Annotated in this window: 16 protein-coding genes; 9 read left to right on the top strand and 7 right to left on the bottom strand. The window is 74.8% G+C overall.

The genetic code is table 11. The features are described from left to right. Positions 1–50: 50 nt before the first annotated feature. Genes A6V29_RS19230 through cofC form a run of 3 tightly spaced genes read right to left on the bottom strand, consistent with a single transcriptional unit; the run spans position 51 to position 3,637 of the window. Positions 51–941 carry an NUDIX hydrolase gene (locus A6V29_RS19230; protein ID WP_170977968.1) on the bottom strand — a complete coding sequence of 297 codons (891 nt, stop codon included), beginning with the start codon at positions 939–941 and terminating at the stop codon, positions 51–53. Beyond that, positions 925–2,988 (bottom strand): RNA degradosome polyphosphate kinase, encoded by a 2,064-nt coding sequence (locus A6V29_RS19225; RefSeq protein ID WP_249933357.1) that lies wholly within the window; start codon positions 2,986–2,988, stop codon positions 925–927. The genes A6V29_RS19230 and A6V29_RS19225 overlap by 17 nt, the downstream gene beginning before the upstream one ends. 4 nt (positions 2,989–2,992) lie before the next feature. Beyond that, the gene (gene cofC / locus A6V29_RS19220; protein WP_137161799.1) at positions 2,993–3,637 is read right to left on the bottom strand and encodes a 2-phospho-L-lactate guanylyltransferase; all 645 of its coding nucleotides are present in this window, start codon (positions 3,635–3,637) and stop codon (positions 2,993–2,995) included. 115 nt (positions 3,638–3,752) lie between these two features. On the opposite strand from cofC, the gene A6V29_RS19215 reads away from it, so the two are divergent. Genes A6V29_RS19215 through A6V29_RS19205 form a run of 3 tightly spaced genes read left to right on the top strand, consistent with a single transcriptional unit; the run spans position 3,753 to position 6,711 of the window. After that, entirely contained in the window at positions 3,753–4,589 is an 837-nt protein-coding gene (locus tag A6V29_RS19215) for a lysophospholipid acyltransferase family protein (RefSeq protein WP_249933356.1), read from the top strand. Then, positions 4,586–5,581 carry an NAD(P)H-dependent glycerol-3-phosphate dehydrogenase gene (locus tag A6V29_RS19210; protein ID WP_137161797.1) on the top strand — a complete coding sequence of 332 codons (996 nt, stop codon included), beginning with the start codon at positions 4,586–4,588 and terminating at the stop codon, positions 5,579–5,581. The genes A6V29_RS19215 and A6V29_RS19210 overlap by 4 nt, the downstream gene beginning before the upstream one ends. Continuing rightward, complete coding sequence (locus A6V29_RS19205) at positions 5,578–6,711, top strand: cystathionine gamma-lyase (RefSeq protein WP_137161796.1); 1,134 nt, start codon at positions 5,578–5,580, stop codon at positions 6,709–6,711. Before A6V29_RS19210 ends, A6V29_RS19205 begins: the two co-directional genes overlap by 4 nt. Here A6V29_RS19205 and A6V29_RS19200 read toward each other — a convergent pair. Next, positions 6,685–7,449 carry a CDP-alcohol phosphatidyltransferase family protein gene (locus tag A6V29_RS19200; RefSeq protein WP_137161795.1) on the bottom strand — a complete coding sequence of 255 codons (765 nt, stop codon included), beginning with the start codon at positions 7,447–7,449 and terminating at the stop codon, positions 6,685–6,687. The two genes, A6V29_RS19205 and A6V29_RS19200, sit on opposite strands and share 27 nt — an antisense overlap. 76 nt (positions 7,450–7,525) lie before the next feature. Between A6V29_RS19200 and A6V29_RS19195 the strand changes: the two genes are divergently transcribed. Both A6V29_RS19195 and A6V29_RS19190 read left to right on the top strand, forming a co-directional pair. After that, complete coding sequence (locus A6V29_RS19195) at positions 7,526–8,656, top strand: D-alanine--D-alanine ligase family protein (RefSeq protein WP_137161794.1); 1,131 nt, start codon at positions 7,526–7,528, stop codon at positions 8,654–8,656. Next, the gene (locus tag A6V29_RS19190; protein ID WP_137161793.1) at positions 8,653–9,285 is read left to right on the top strand and encodes a hypothetical protein; all 633 of its coding nucleotides are present in this window, start codon (positions 8,653–8,655) and stop codon (positions 9,283–9,285) included. The genes A6V29_RS19195 and A6V29_RS19190 overlap by 4 nt, the downstream gene beginning before the upstream one ends. 46 nt (positions 9,286–9,331) lie before the next feature. Here A6V29_RS19190 and A6V29_RS19185 read toward each other — a convergent pair whose 3' ends face one another. Together A6V29_RS19185 and A6V29_RS19180 are read right to left on the bottom strand one after the other, a co-directional pair. Continuing rightward, a complete protein-coding gene (locus A6V29_RS19185; protein WP_249933355.1) occupies positions 9,332–9,835 on the bottom strand; it encodes a DUF3515 domain-containing protein in 504 nt (167 codons plus the stop codon). 123 nt (positions 9,836–9,958) lie between these two features. Continuing rightward, positions 9,959–10,192 carry an Lrp/AsnC ligand binding domain-containing protein gene (locus A6V29_RS19180; RefSeq protein ID WP_137161791.1) on the bottom strand — a complete coding sequence of 78 codons (234 nt, stop codon included), beginning with the start codon at positions 10,190–10,192 and terminating at the stop codon, positions 9,959–9,961. Between the two features lie 35 nt (positions 10,193–10,227). On the opposite strand from A6V29_RS19180, the gene A6V29_RS19175 reads away from it, so the two are divergent. Genes A6V29_RS19175 through A6V29_RS19165 form a run of 3 tightly spaced genes read left to right on the top strand, consistent with a single transcriptional unit; the run spans position 10,228 to position 12,399 of the window. Next, positions 10,228–11,268 (top strand): thiamine-phosphate kinase, encoded by a 1,041-nt coding sequence (locus A6V29_RS19175; protein WP_137161790.1) that lies wholly within the window; start codon positions 10,228–10,230, stop codon positions 11,266–11,268. Positions 11,269–11,287: 19 nt separating this feature from the next. After that, complete coding sequence (locus A6V29_RS19170; RefSeq protein WP_249933354.1) at positions 11,288–11,776, top strand: GNAT family N-acetyltransferase; 489 nt, start codon at positions 11,288–11,290, stop codon at positions 11,774–11,776. Beyond that, on the top strand, positions 11,764–12,399 hold the full coding sequence (locus A6V29_RS19165) for a cytidylate kinase-like family protein (protein ID WP_137161788.1): 636 nt from the start codon (positions 11,764–11,766) through the stop codon (positions 12,397–12,399). The genes A6V29_RS19170 and A6V29_RS19165 overlap by 13 nt, the downstream gene beginning before the upstream one ends. A 66-nt stretch (positions 12,400–12,465) precedes the next feature. Here A6V29_RS19165 and rpmB read toward each other — a convergent pair whose 3' ends face one another. Beyond that, positions 12,466–12,648: a 50S ribosomal protein L28 gene (gene rpmB, locus A6V29_RS19160; protein WP_425427062.1), complete on the bottom strand. Its 183-nt coding sequence runs from the start codon at positions 12,646–12,648 to the stop codon at positions 12,466–12,468. A gap of 188 nt (positions 12,649–12,836) precedes the next feature. Here rpmB and A6V29_RS19155 point away from each other — a divergent pair. After that, a partial coding sequence (locus A6V29_RS19155) for a DAK2 domain-containing protein (RefSeq protein ID WP_137161787.1) occupies positions 12,837–13,490 on the top strand: 654 nt, incomplete at its 3' end.

Raw genomic sequence — 13,490 nt, 5'->3', positions numbered from 1 at the left:
CCAACCTGTCAGGGCAGAACATCTAGGGGGCCAAAAGCGTGCTTTTGGCCCTAGAGGGAGGGGTAGTAGTCGGCCACGAGTGCTCCCGGACGGCCGCCGAGGGCCCACACGCTGCCCTTGGCGGCCGGCGGGAGCAGGCCGGGGACGCCGTGGCCGTGCACTCCGAGGGCCTGGAGGACGGCGGGGATGGTCCCGCCCTGGCTGCACACCACCGTGACGTCGGGGCCCTCGAGGATCCGCAGCGCGGACTCCAGCGCCCGCTGCGGATCCCCGCCGAACTCCGGCTCGCCCCACACGGCCTGTTCCTCGATCCGGACCCCGAGGTGCTGGGCCAGCGGCGTCACGGTCTGCAGGCAGCGCAGCGGTGACGCGCTGAGCACGGCTCTCGGAGCGAACGCAAGCAGCCGGACCAGCTCGTGGGCCTGTCTCTCGCCGGCCGGCGTCAACGGGCGCCTGTCGTCGGGACCCTCCCACCGGTCGCTGCTCCCGGCCTTGCCGTGCCGGACCAGCAGCAGGCGCACCTCGCGGGGGAGGTCGACCCGCGCGGCGTCGGCGATCACCTCCCGGTCGTGCTGGTGGGTGACCAGCTCGGCGGCGTCCGCGGGGGAGAGCCAGCGCAGCTCGTCGGCCTCGTCGTCGGGTGCGAAGCCGCCCCCGGTGCTGCGCATCAGCCAGTAGTCGACCCGCTTGGGCACCCCGTCGACGGCGTAGCGCGTGGTGAGTCCGCGGCGGCCGACCACCACGCCGAGGCCGGTCTCCTCGAACACCTCGCGCGCTGCCGCCTCGAGGGGGTGCTCCCCGGGGTGGAGCTTGCCCTTGGGCAGCGACCAGTCGTCGTACCGCGGCCGGTGGACGACGGCGATCTCGATCTCCCCGTCGGCGGGCCGCCAGACGACACCTCCGGCGGCCGCGATCACCGGGCCCTCAGCCGGCGAGGGCATGGATGCGGTTCATCAGTCCGACCTGGTAGTCGCGACCCTCCAGCCGCTCCCAGGTGCCGTCGCTGCGCAGCTCCCAGCACCGGACACCGGGCTCCATGGCCGGCGCCAGCGTCTCCTCGAGCTGCCTGCGGGCGTCCTCGTCGCAGACGCGCAGCAGCACCTCGACCCGGCGGTCGAGGTTGCGGTGCATGAGGTCGGCGCTGCCGATCCACCACTCGGCCTCGCCGGCGTTCTCGAACGACATCACCCTGCTGTGCTCCAGGAAGCGGCCGACGATCGAGCGCACCTGGATGGTCTCCGACAGGCCCGGGACGCCGGGACGCAGCGCGCAGATGCCGCGGACCAGGAGCTGCACCCGGACGCCGGCCCGCGAGGCCTCGTACAGGGCGTCGATGACCTCCTCGTCCACCAGGGAGTTCACCTTGATGCGGATCCCGGCCGGGCGGCCCTCCGCGGCGTGCCGCACCTCGCGGCGGATCTTCTCCACCAGCCCGTTGCGGATGCCGTGCGGCGCGACCATGAGCGTCCGGTAGTTGGTCTGCCGCGAGTAGCCGGTGAGGACGTTGAACAGGTCGGTGAGGTCGGCGCCGACCCGCGGATCGGCGGTGAGGATGCCCAGGTCCTCGTAGGTACGCGCCGTCTTCGGGTTGTAGTTGCCCGTGCCGATGTGGCAGTACCGCCGGATGACCCCGCCCTCGCGCCGCACCACGAGCGCCGTCTTGCAGTGGGTCTTCAGCCCGACCAGCCCGTAGACCACGTGGCAGCCGGCCCGCTCCAGCGAGCGGGCCCAGCTGATGTTGGCCTCCTCGTCGAAGCGGGCCTTGATCTCCACCAGGACGACGACCTGCTTGCCCGCCTCGGCCGCCTCGATGAGCGCGTTGACGATCGGGGAGTCCCCGGAGGTGCGGTAGAGCGTCTGCTTGATCGCCAGCACGTTCGGATCGGCGGCGGCCTGCTCGATGAACCGCTGCACGCTCGTGGCGAACGAGTGGTACGGGTGGTGGACCAGCACGTCCCCCTCGCGCAGGGTGGCGAACACGCTCGTGGGCGTCTCGCCCTCCGCGAGCCGCGGGTGCGTCGTCGGGACGAACGGCTCGTCCTTGAGCTCCGGCCGGTCCAGGTCGTAGAGCTCCATGAGCGAGGCCAGGTCGAGCAGCCCGGGGACGTGGACGACGTCCTCCGGCTGCACCTCCAGCTCGGAGACGAGGACCTCGAGGATCCGCGGATCCATCGGCTCGGCCACCTCGAGGCGCACCGCCGGGCCGAACCGGCGGCGGGCCAGCTCCCGCTCGAGCGCCTGCAGCAGGTCCTCGTCGCGGTCCTCCTCCACCTCGAGGTCGGCGTTGCGGGTGACCCTGAAGAAGTGGTGGTCCAGCACGTCCAGGCCCGGGAAGAGCTGGGACAGGTGGGCGGCGATGAGGTCCTCGAGCGGGAGGAACGTCGCCCGGTTCTCGGTGCCGACCGGCACGAACCGGGGCACGTTGTTGGGCACCTTCAGCCGGGCGAACCGGGGGACGTTGGTCTCCGGGTCGCGCACCGACACCGCGAGGTTGAGCGACAGGCCGCTGATGTAGGGGAACGGATGCGCCGGGTCGACGGCCAGCGGGGTCAGCACCGGGAAGACCTGGTCGCGGAAGTACTCGCGCAGCCGCAGGGCGGCCGCCTCCTCCAGCTCGTCCCAGTGGACGATCTGCACGCCCTCGGCCTCGAGGCGGGGGAGCACGTCCTTGTTGAACACGTCGGAGTGCCGCTGGACCAGCTCCTGCGTGCGGGCGGTGACCAGGTGCAGCTGCTCGCGGATGGTCAGCCCGTCGGGGGAGCGGACCGTCAGTCCGGTGCTCTGCCGGCGCTTCAGCCCCGCGATGCGGACCATGTAGAACTCGTCGAGGTTGCTGGCGAAGATCGCCAGGAACTTCAGCCGCTCCAGCAGCGGCAGGCCGTCGTCCTCCGCCTGCTCGAGCACGCGGGCGTTGAAGTCCAGCCAGGACAGCTCCCGGTTCAGGAAGCGGTCGGCCGGCAGCGGGGCGTCGTCGGTGCGGGAGGCCACCTCGTCATCGTGCCGCACCCAGGTGAACGGCGAGAGTCGGTGAAGCGCCCAGCAGGGCCCGCGTCCGGCCGCCCACACCCAGGGCGACGGCGGCTCGCAGGTCGTCGGGGGTGTCGACGTCGCGCACCAGCCCCGGCCAGTCCCCGGTGAGCGGTACCGCGCCGTCCTGGCGGTGCGCCTGGGCGGAGTCCCGGCCGAACCGCGGGCGCAGCGGCACGCCGACCGCCGTGAGCAGCGTGGTGCCGCTGCCCTGGGCGTCGGCGACGAAGCACCGGCCGGCGCCCGCCGCCCCGAGGGCCGCCGCCAGCTCCGCCGGACGCAGCGCGGGCAGGTCCGACGACAGGGCCGCGACCGCCTCGGTGGTGGCCTCCCCGGCGCCGTGCTCGAGCGCCGCGTTGAGGCCGCGGTCGGGCCGGTCCGCGACGGAGCGCGCACCGAGCCCGCCCACCAGGTCGGCGGCGGCCGGCTCGTCGGTGACCACGACGACGTCGGCGACCAGCGGGCAGGCCACCGCCGCGGCGACGGTGTCGGCCAGCAGCGCCAGGACCAGCGCGTCGTGCAGGTCGGGGACGTGCTCGGTCAGCGGCCGCAGGCGGGTCTTGGCCACGGCGAGCCGCTTCGCGGGGACGACGACCGACCAGGGGGACATGGCGGCCATCGCAGCACACCGCCGCGACGCGGCCGCCGTTCCGGGGGACCCTGTGGCCGTACGGGGGGAGCGCAAGGCACGATCATGGGTCAGATCACACGAGACGGGAGGCGCCGTGGCGGAGCAGACGTCCTGGCGGGAGCCGGCGCCGGGTGCGTCCTCGCCGGACCGGCAGCCGGGCAGCCGGCGCCCGGGCAAGTGGGCCACCCGCGGCCGCATCGGCTGGGCGTTCTGGCTGTGCATCGCGGTGGTGTTCCCGGCGTCGAAGCTGATGTTCCGCATCCGCTACCGCCACAGCGAGCGCTTCCCGACCAGGGGCCCGGTGCTCGTCGTCGCCAACCACGTCTCGATCCTCGACCCGATCTCCTGCGCCCGGCTGGTGTTCGACCACGGCCGGATGCCGCACTTCCTGGCCAAGGAGTCGGTCTTCAAGGGCCTGGCCGGGGCGATCCTGAGGTCGGCCGGGCAGATCCCCGTCGCGAGGTACACCTCCGACGCGCAAGGCGCGCTCTCCGCCGCGCAGGCCGACCTGGCCGCGGGCAACGTCGTCGTGATCTACCCCGAGGGCTCGGTGACCCGCGATCCGGACTGGTGGCCGATGGAGGCGCGGACGGGTGCGGCCCGACTGGCGCTGACCACGGACGCCGTCGTCCTCCCGGTCGCCCAGTGGGGCCCGCAGTTCCTGCACGACTACCACACGAAGAAGCTGCACCTGGGGCTGCGCACGCCCGCCACGTACTCGATCGGCGAGCCGCTGGACCTCTCCGCGCGGCGGGCCGAGGTGCGCGCCGGGCGGCCGGTGGACGCGGCGCTCCTGCGCGAGACCACGGAACTCCTGATGGGCCGGGTCCGCGACCAGCTCGCGGAGCTGCGCGGCGAGGCGGCGCCGGCGGCGTTCTACCCCCGTCCCGCACGCGAGCTCCCCGGCGACGTCGCGGGAGGCGCGGCGTGACGCGGGCGGCGGTCCTGGGGGCCGGTTCGTGGGGCACGACGTTCGCCAAGGTGCTCGCCGACGCCGGGTGCGAGGTGGCGCTGCACGCCCGCCGGCCGGAGCTGGCCCGGGCGATCACCGAGGACGCCGAGAACCGCGACTACCTGCCCGGCATCCGGCTGCCCGCCGCGGTGCGGGCGACGACGGACGCCGCGGAGGCCCTCGAGGGGGCCGAGCTCGTGGTCCTCGCCGTCCCGTCCCAGTCGCTGCGCGACAACCTCGTCGCGTGGACGCCGCACCTGCCGGCGGACGCGACCCTGCTGAGCCTGATGAAGGGCATCGAGCTCGGGACGACGAAGCGGATGAGCGAGGTCATCTGCGAGGTGACCGGGGCGGGCCGGGACCGGGTCGCTGCGCTGTCCGGCCCCAACCTCGCGCGCGAGATCGCCGAGGAGCAGCCGGCCGCCACGGTGATCGCCTGCAGCGACGGCGACCGCGCGACCCAGGTGCAGAGCGCCTGCAAGACCCCCTACTTCCGGCCGTACACCAACCCCGACCTGGTCGGCTGCGAGCTCGGCGGCGCGGTGAAGAACGTCATCGCGCTGGCCTGCGGGGTCGCCGAGGGGCTGGGCTTCGGGGACAACACCCGGGCCTCGCTCATCACCCGCGGGCTCGCGGAGACCGCGCGGCTCGGCATGGCGCTCGGTGCCGAGCTGACCACCTTCGCCGGCCTGGCCGGGCTGGGGGACCTGGTGGCCACGTGCAGCTCCCCGCTGTCCCGGAACCGCACCTTCGGCGAGAAGCTCGGCCGGGGGATGACCGTCGAGCAGGTCCAGGAGAGCACGCACCAGACCGCCGAGGGCGTGAAGAGCTGCCGGTCGGTGCTCGACCTCGCGCGGGCGCACGGCGTGGACGTGCCGATCACCGAGGCGGTCGTCCGGGTGTGCCACGACGGCGAGCCGGCGGCCCGGATGGTGCAGGCGATGATGTCGCGAGAGGCGAAGCCCGAATGACCGCTCCGTACGGAGACGGCACGCGATCGGTGCGGGCGGGTGAGGAGGCCCCGGTCCCCGGGGCGCCGCTGCGCCCCTCGCCGGTGTTCGCCGCGCCCTTCCACCTGGGGGACCAGCCACCGCGCGAGGGCGGGCTGGACGCCTACGCGCGCACCGACCAGCCCACGCTGCGCGAGTTCGAGGCCGCTGTCGGCGAGCTCGACGGGGGTCGCTGCCTCTCCTTCGCCACCGGCATGGCGGCGCTGACCGCGGCGGTGCTCGCCTTCGTGCGCAGCGGCGACCGGGTGGTGCTGCCCTCGGACGGCTACTACACGACCCGGATGCTGGGCGCCGAGGAGCTGGCCCGCTTCGGCATCGAGGTCACCGAGGTGCCCACACCGGAGATCGAGCGGGTGGCGGCCGAGGACGGGCTGGCCGGCGTCGCGATGGTGCTGCTGGAGACGCCGAGCAACCCGCGGCTGGACGTCTGCGACATCGCCGCGGTGGCCCGCGCCGCCCGGGCGGAGGGGGCGCTGGTCGCCGTCGACAACACCACGGCCACGCCGCTCGGCCAGCGACCGCTGGAGCTCGGGGCGCACCTCACCGTCGGCAGCGACACGAAGGCGCTGACCGGCCACAGCGACCTGCTCCTCGGGCACGTCAGCACCGCGGACGACGAGCTGTTCGCGCGGCTCAAGGGCTTCCGCGACCGTACCGGCAGCACGCCCGGGCCGTTCGAGGCGTGGCTGGGGCACCGGTCGATGAGCACCCTGGACCTGCGGCTGGCCCGGCAGGCGGCCAACGCCGCGGCGGTCGCCGAGGTCCTGGCCGGCTCGGCCGCAGTGACGAACCTGCGCTGGCCGTGGCGCCCCGAGGACCCGTCCTACCCGCTGGCCGGCCGGCAGATGCTGCGGCCGAACGGGGTGCTGTCCTGCGAGCTGGCCGACGAGGCGACCGTGGCGCGGCTGCTCTCCCGGACCCGGCTGTGGTCGGCGGCGACCAGCTTCGGCGGGGTGCACAGCACGATCGACCGGCGGGCCCAGTGGGGCGCCGACGCCGTCCCGCCCGGGTTCATCCGGCTGTCCTGCGGCATCGAGGACACCGCGGACCTCGTCGCGGACCTGTCAGCCGCCCTCGACGGCCTCGGCTGAGCGGGCCCGGCGCCCACCGGTGACGGTCAGCCACACGCTCACGGCGACGTAGTAGACGAGGTAGCCCAGGCTCAGGACGACGACCACCGGGTGCGGGTCGGGGTACTGGAGCAGCAGCACGGCGTAGCTGACCAGCCACGCCGCGGCCAGCGCCAGGTTCAGGTTCCGCAGCAGCCCGGTGCGCGACGGGTAGACGTACTTGACCGGGACGAACACCAGCACGGTGAGCACGACGAGGGCCACGGCCACGCCGGTGGTGCCGACGTCCAGGACGATCGCGTAGAACGCGACGACGTTCCAGTAGCTCGGGAAGCCGAGGAAGTAGTGGTCCTCGGTCTTCGCGTCCACCCGGCAGAACTGGTAGCAGGAGGCGAGCAGGGGCAGCGCGGCCACCACCCAGCCGGCCGGGCCGTCGGGCAGCCGGTCGGTGGTCCAGAGCAGCACGATCGGGGCGAAGGCGTAGGTGAGGTAGTCGACGATGTCGTCCAGCCGGGCGCCGTCGAACCAGGGGATCGTCTCCTTGACCCGGAGACGGCGGGCGAGCATGCCGTCGGTGCCGTCGACGACCAGCGTGGCCAGGACCAGCCACAGCGCCGTCTCCACCTCGCCCTCGACGGCGGCCAGCACGATGAGCAGGCCCAGTACCGAGCCGGCGGCGGTGTAGAGGTGGACGGCCGCCCCGGCCAGACGCTGCCGCCGCGGGAACGTCTTCGCGGGGGGAGCTGCCGGCGCCTGCACGCACCGAGGCTGCCACACCCGCCGCGCCCCGGCGGGACGACGCGGACCGTCGGCGTCGGCGGCTAGGGTCGTCCCGATGAGCGGGCAGGCAGGCAAGGTGCGCGTCGCAGTCGTGTTCGGGGGCCGCAGCGAGGAGCACGCCATCTCCTGCGTCTCCGCGGGCGCGGTGATGGCGGCTCTGGATCCGGAGCGCTACGAGGTCGTGCCGGTCGGCATCGCCCGCGATGGGCGGTGGGTGCTCGCCGACCCCGACCAGCGGCTGGAGATCAGCGACGGCGCGCTGCCGGAGGTCACCGGCGGGACCGCGGTCTCCCTGGTCGGCGACCCCGCGGGCCGCGGCCTGGCGGTGCTCGAGCCCGGGGCCGGCATGGGCGAGGTGCTCACCGCCGTCGACGTCGTCTTCCCGGTGCTGCACGGTCCCTACGGGGAGGACGGCACGGTGCAGGGGCTGCTGGAGATGAGCGGCCTGCCCTACGTCGGGTCCGGCGTGTTCGCCAGCGCCGCGTCGATGGACAAGGAGTTCACCAAGAAGCTCCTGGCCGCGGCGGGGCTGCCGCAGGGCGAGCACGTCGTCCTGCGCGACGCCGACGGCGCGGTCTGCGCCGACCCCGCGGTGGTCGACGACGCCGCCCGCGCTCGGCTGGGACTGCCGGTCTTCGTCAAGCCGGCCCGCGCCGGCTCCAGCATCGGCATCACCAAGGTCACCGACTGGGCGCAGTTCCCGGCGGCGGTCGCCGCGGCCGCCGCCGTCGACCCGAAGGTCATCGTCGAGGCGGCGGTGCCCGGCCGGGAGATCGAGTGCGGCGTGCTGGCCGCCCGCGGCACCGGCCTGCCGGAGGCGAGCCTCCCGGCCGAGATCCGGCTGCGCGACGGCGTCGACTGGTACGACTTCGCGGCCAAGTACCTCGACGACGCCGCCGAGTTCGACATCCCGGCCGACCTCACCCCCGCGCAGACCGAGGCCGTGCAGACCGCCGCCCGGCGGGCCTACCTCGCACTGGACTGCCGCGGCCTGGCCCGGGTCGACTTCTTCCTCGGCACCGACGCCGACGGCGCCGACGTGCTGCTGATCAACGAGGTCAACACCATGCCCGGCTTCACCCCGATCTCGATGTTCGCCCGGATGTGGGCGGCGACCGGGGTGGACTTCGCCGAACTGGTCGACCGGCTCGTGTCCTGCGCGCTGGCCGGCACCGGACGGCCGTGACCTCCGGACGGCGGGCCCGTGTCGGGCGCCCGGCCGTCCTGCTGGCCGTCCTGTCCGTGCTCGCCGCCGCGCCCGCCTGCGGCGCCGAGGACGACGCACCGGCGGATGCGGCCGACGCCGGCCGGGCGGAGACCGCCGTGGCGGACCTCGAGCCGCTGGTCGTGGACGACGTGCCGTCCGGGCTGCCGCGCCTGCCCGATGACGAGATCGAGCCGCCGGCCGGGCCGAAGCGCGTCGAGGACGTCGCCGGGTACGCCGACGACCCCGTCCGCGAGCGGGACGTGCTGCGCGACTACGGCTACCTGCACGGCTGGGAGCGGTTCTGGGGAGCCGACGGCGGGCCGCAGACGGGTGTCTCCGTCGACAGGTTCGCCGACGCCGACGGCGCCGCCGCCTACGCCGAGGACCTCGCGCGCAACGAGGCCGACCACTACGGCGGCATGCTCAGCGAGGGGCCACCGGACCTGCCTCCGGGCTGCCGCCGCCTGCTGGTGGACGAGCCCGATCCGGAGGACGGGCTCACCGGTCCGCCGCCTTCGCCTGGTGCGCCCGAGGTGAGTTCAGCGTGTGGGCCAGCGCGGTCGCCGGATCCCTCGAGGACGCGACGGCGGAGGTCCGCGGGGTGGTGAGCGAGCAGCTCGACCGGCTGCCCGGGGAGTGACCGGGACGGGGACCTCAGGGGCCCGGGGTGGGCTCCTGGTAGGGCAGCGCCTGCGCGAGGGGAGTGGTCAGCTCCGTCACCGGGGCGCTGTCGACACCGCGCGGCAGGCTGACCTCGACGTAGACCGGCCGGTCGACGGCGGTCCAGACCGTCGTCTCCGGATCGCTGGTGTCGACGTACCACTGCACGCCGTTGATCTGGATCGCCGAGGAGCCGACCACCCAGCCGGCGGGCCGGTCCACGCCGCAGCGCAGGACCACGGCCGGATCGCCCCACGCGTAGGCGAAGGGCGAGTCGGCCTGCACGGGCCGGGACTGCTGGCGAGCCAGCTCGAGCGGCAGGCCGCCCATGAGCGCGGGGCAGTGGGTGTCGGCCTCGGGCGTGACCGGGGGGACCTCCATCGGCAGCGGGGGCAGGTCGGCGCGCTGGGGCGGGGCGGTGCCCTCGATCTCGGCCGGACCGCGGGCGTCGCCGCCACCGTCGTCCTCGTCGCCGCCGAGGACGGTCGACAGGACCACGAGGGCCACCACGACCGGGACGAGGACGGCCAGGGCGATGAGGGCGATGCGCCGCAGCGGATCGTCGGGACGCGCCGGCGCGGGCTGGTGCTCGGTCAGGGGATCAGAGCTCGCGGTCGCGGATCAGATGTTGACGACGGGGCAGGTCAGCGTGCGGGTGATCCCGTCGACCGACTGGACCCGCGCCACCACCAGGCGGCCGAGCTCGTCGACGTTCTCGGCCTCCGCCCGCACGATGACGTCGTAGGGGCCGGTGACGTCCTCGGCGCGGGTCACGCCGCTGATCTCGCTGATCGTGCTGGCGACCTGGGCGGCCTTGCCGACCTCGGTCTGGATGAGGATGTAGGCGTGGACCACGTCCGGCAACCTACCGCACCCACTGGAGGCACCACGTGAGTCGGCCCCGCCCGCTCGTCCCGAGAGAGGACCCGGCGGACAGCGTCGCGGTGGTCGGGGAGTTCGGCGTCATCGCGCGGGTGGTCGCCCGCGCGGGGGCCGCCCGGCTCGCGGAGGTGGGGCCCGGTGACGACGCCGCCGTCCTCACCACGCCCGACGGCCGGGTGGTCGCCACCACCGACGTGCTCGTCGAGGGCCGCCACTTCCGCCGCGACTGGTCCTCGCCGGAGGACATCGGGCACAAGGCCGCGGCGGCCAACCTCGCCGACGTCGCGGCCATGGGCGGTCGGGCGACCGCCCTGCTGGTCGGGCTGGCCTGCCCTCCGGACACGTCCACGGCCTGGCTGGAGGGCGTCGCGTCGGGGCTCGCGGAGGAGTGCTTCCCCCTCGGCGCGGCCGTCGTCGGCGGCGACACCGTCGCATCCGCGCCGGACAGCGACGCAGTGGTGCTCTCGGTGACGGCGCTGGGCGATCTGGGTGGGCGCCCTCCGGTGCTGCGCTCGGGCGCGCGCCCCGGCGACGTCGTCGCGCTGGCCGGGCGGCTGGGCTGGTCGGCGTGCGGGCTGGCCGTGCTGCGCCGTGGCTTCAGCAGCCCGGTCGCCGTCGTCGAGGCCCACCGTCGGCCCTCGCCGCCGTACGCGGCCGGCCCTGCCGCGGCGGAGGCGGGCGCCACGGCGATGTGCGACGTGAGCGACGGGTTGCTCGCCGACGCCGGCCACCTCGCCCGGGACAGCGGCGTCGTCCTCGACCTGGACCGGGAGGAGTTGGCCGCCGCCTGCCTGGTGCCCGAGGGGCCGCTGCAGCAGGTGGGCGCCGCCCTGGGCGTCGACCCGCTCGTCTGGGTGCTGACCGGCGGCGAGGATCACGCCCTCGTGGCGACGTTCCCGGCCGACACGCCGCTGCCCGTGGGCTGGGCCGAGATCGGATCGGTGCGGGCGGCAGGGCAGGATGCCGGCGTGCTGGTGAACGGGGAGCCGGCCGACGCGGTCGCCCGGTCGCTCGGCGCGCAGGGGACGGGCCATGTGCACTTCGGCTGAGCGCCTCCGGGACGGATCCGTGCTGCGCCTGCGCCCGGTGCCCTACGAGGACCCGGTGGCCCAGGAGCTGGTCGAGCGCGTGCAGCAGGAGTACGTGGTGCGGTACGGCGGACCCGACGAGGCGCCCGTGGACCCCGAGGACTTCCGGCCGCCGGCCGGGCTGTTCCTCGTCGCCGAGGTCGACGGCGTCCCGGCCGGCTGCGGCGCCTGGCGGGCGGTCCCGACCGGGGGCGTCGAGGTCAAGCGCGTCTACGTCGACCCCGAGCACCGCCGCCGGGGCCTGGCCCGCCGGATCATGGCGGCGCTCGAGGCCAGCGCGGCAGCGGCGGGACACCGCTCGGTCGTGCTCAACTCCGGGCGGGAGCAACCCGAGGCGCTCGCGCTCTACGAAGCGCTGGGGTACGAGCCGGTCCCGGGTTACGGCATCTACGCCTGCGCCCCGGACGCGGTGTTCCTGGGCAGACGGCTCGAACCGGTGGACGGGAAGGGGATTCCATGGGCCTCGTGACGGTGTCGGCCTCCTACGGGGCCGCGGGACCGGAGGTCGCGCGGGCGGTGGCCGACCGGCTGGGGCTGCCCTTCCACGACCGCGCGATCCCGGTGGAGGTGGCCGGGCGGCTCGGCGTCCCGGTGGAGCAGGCGGAGGCCAACGACGAGACGGTGGTCCGGGGGGTGTGGCGGCTCGTGGCCAGCCTGGGCAGCATGCCCGACCCCGTCGGCGGGGTCCTTCCGGCCATGCCGCAGCCGGATCCGCGCGCCTACCGCGAGCAGACCGAACGGGTGCTGGCCGAGATCGCCGCGGAGTCCGGGCCCGGCGGGGTGGTGCTGGGGCGTGCGGCGGCGATCGTGCTCGGGGAGCGTCCGGACGCACTGCACGTGCGGCTGGGCGGGTCCCGGGAGCGGCGGCTCGACGCGGCGGTGCGCCGGTACGGGCGGCCGGCCGACGAGCTGCGCCGCGAGATGGAGGCCAACGACCGCGCGCGCGAGGCCTACGTCCGGTACTTCTACCGGACCGACGCGTCCTCGCCGCGGCACTACCACCTGGTGGTCGACAGCACCGCGCTGCCGATCGACGCGGTGGTGGACCTCGTGGTCACCGCCGCTCGCAGCCGGGGCATCGGCGCCCCCTGAGACGGACGAACCCCGGAGGTCGAGGACCTCCGGGGTTCGGATGCTCAGCCGTCGTGTGGCGCCTGCTCAGGCGCGCACGACCTTGCCCGCGCGGATGCACGAGGTGCAGGCGTTGATGCGCCGGCGGTTGCCGGGGGCGATCAGCGCCCGAACGGACTGGATGTTCGGGTTCCAACGGCGCGGTGTGCGGCGGTGCGAGTGCGACACCGACATACCGAAACCGGGGCCCTTGCCACACACATCGCACACGGCAGCCACGGTGGATCACTCCCAGACTAGATAATTCAAGACAGATCGTTCTCAGACGTCGGCGCACGACAGCAGCCGCATCAAGACCGTCCGAGAGTCTAACCGCTGTCCGGGCAGCGTGCCGCCACCGCCCCCACCGGACCCCGCGGTCGGGCTGTGCTGTCGGTCTCCACGGGTACCCTCCGGCCGTGCTGCTGGTGCTCGACGAAGCCGCGGTCGGCCGATGGTGCCGCACCGCCGTCGAGGCGCTGTCCGAGGCGCGGGCGAGCCTGGACGAGCTGAACGTCTTCCCCGTCCCCGACGGGGACACCGGCACGAACCTCCTGCTCACCGCACAGGCGGCGCTCGCCGCCGTGGAGGCGGACGGCGGCGAGGCCGCGGAGCCGGTGTGGTCGGTGCTCGCGCGGGGCGCCGTCCTCGGCGCGCGCGGCAACTCCGGCACGATCCTCGCCCAGCTGGTGCGCGGCCTGGCCGACGAACTGGCCGGCCGGCCGCCGGCCGACGGGCCGGCGTTCGCCGCCGCCATGGAGAAGGCGGCGGCGCTCGCCTACAGCGCCGTGGCCGACCCGGAGGAGGGCACCTTCCTCAGCGTCTCCCGCGCGGCCGCGGAGGCGGCGGTGGCCGAGGTGGCCCGAGGGCGCACCAGTCTCGCGGAGGTCGCGACGGCGGTCGCCGACGGCGCCCGCGCCGCGCTGGACCGCACCCCCGAGCAGCTGGCCGCGCTGCGGGATGCCGGGGTGGTCGACGCCGGCGGCGCCGGGCTCTGCCTGGTCCTGGACGCGCTGGTCACCACCGTGACCGGGGTGGAGCCCGCCCGGCCGCGCTGGCCCGCCGCACGGCGC

It is taken from the genome of Blastococcus sp. CCUG 61487 (assembly GCF_005222955.1).
In the GTDB taxonomy this organism is placed as follows: Bacteria; Actinomycetota; Actinomycetes; order Mycobacteriales; family Geodermatophilaceae; genus Blastococcus.
The sequence above is the reverse complement of the archived record's forward strand: the minus strand, read 5'-3'. Positions and strand labels throughout refer to the sequence as shown.

Bases quoted from the DNA above. Each gene is read 5' to 3' on its own strand.
- A6V29_RS19165 (WP_137161788.1), top strand. From the start codon at position 11,764: ATGGGCCTCGTGACGGTGTCGGCCTCCTACGGGGCCGCGGGACCGGAG.
- A6V29_RS19205 (WP_137161796.1), top strand. From the start codon at position 5,578: ATGACCGCTCCGTACGGAGACGGCACGCGATCGGTGCGGGCGGGTGAG.
- A6V29_RS19230 (WP_170977968.1), bottom strand. From the start codon at position 941: ATGCCCTCGCCGGCTGAGGGCCCGGTGATCGCGGCCGCCGGAGGTGTC.
- cofC (WP_137161799.1), bottom strand. From the start codon at position 3,637: ATGTCCCCCTGGTCGGTCGTCGTCCCCGCGAAGCGGCTCGCCGTGGCC.
- A6V29_RS19195 (WP_137161794.1), top strand. From the start codon at position 7,526: ATGAGCGGGCAGGCAGGCAAGGTGCGCGTCGCAGTCGTGTTCGGGGGC.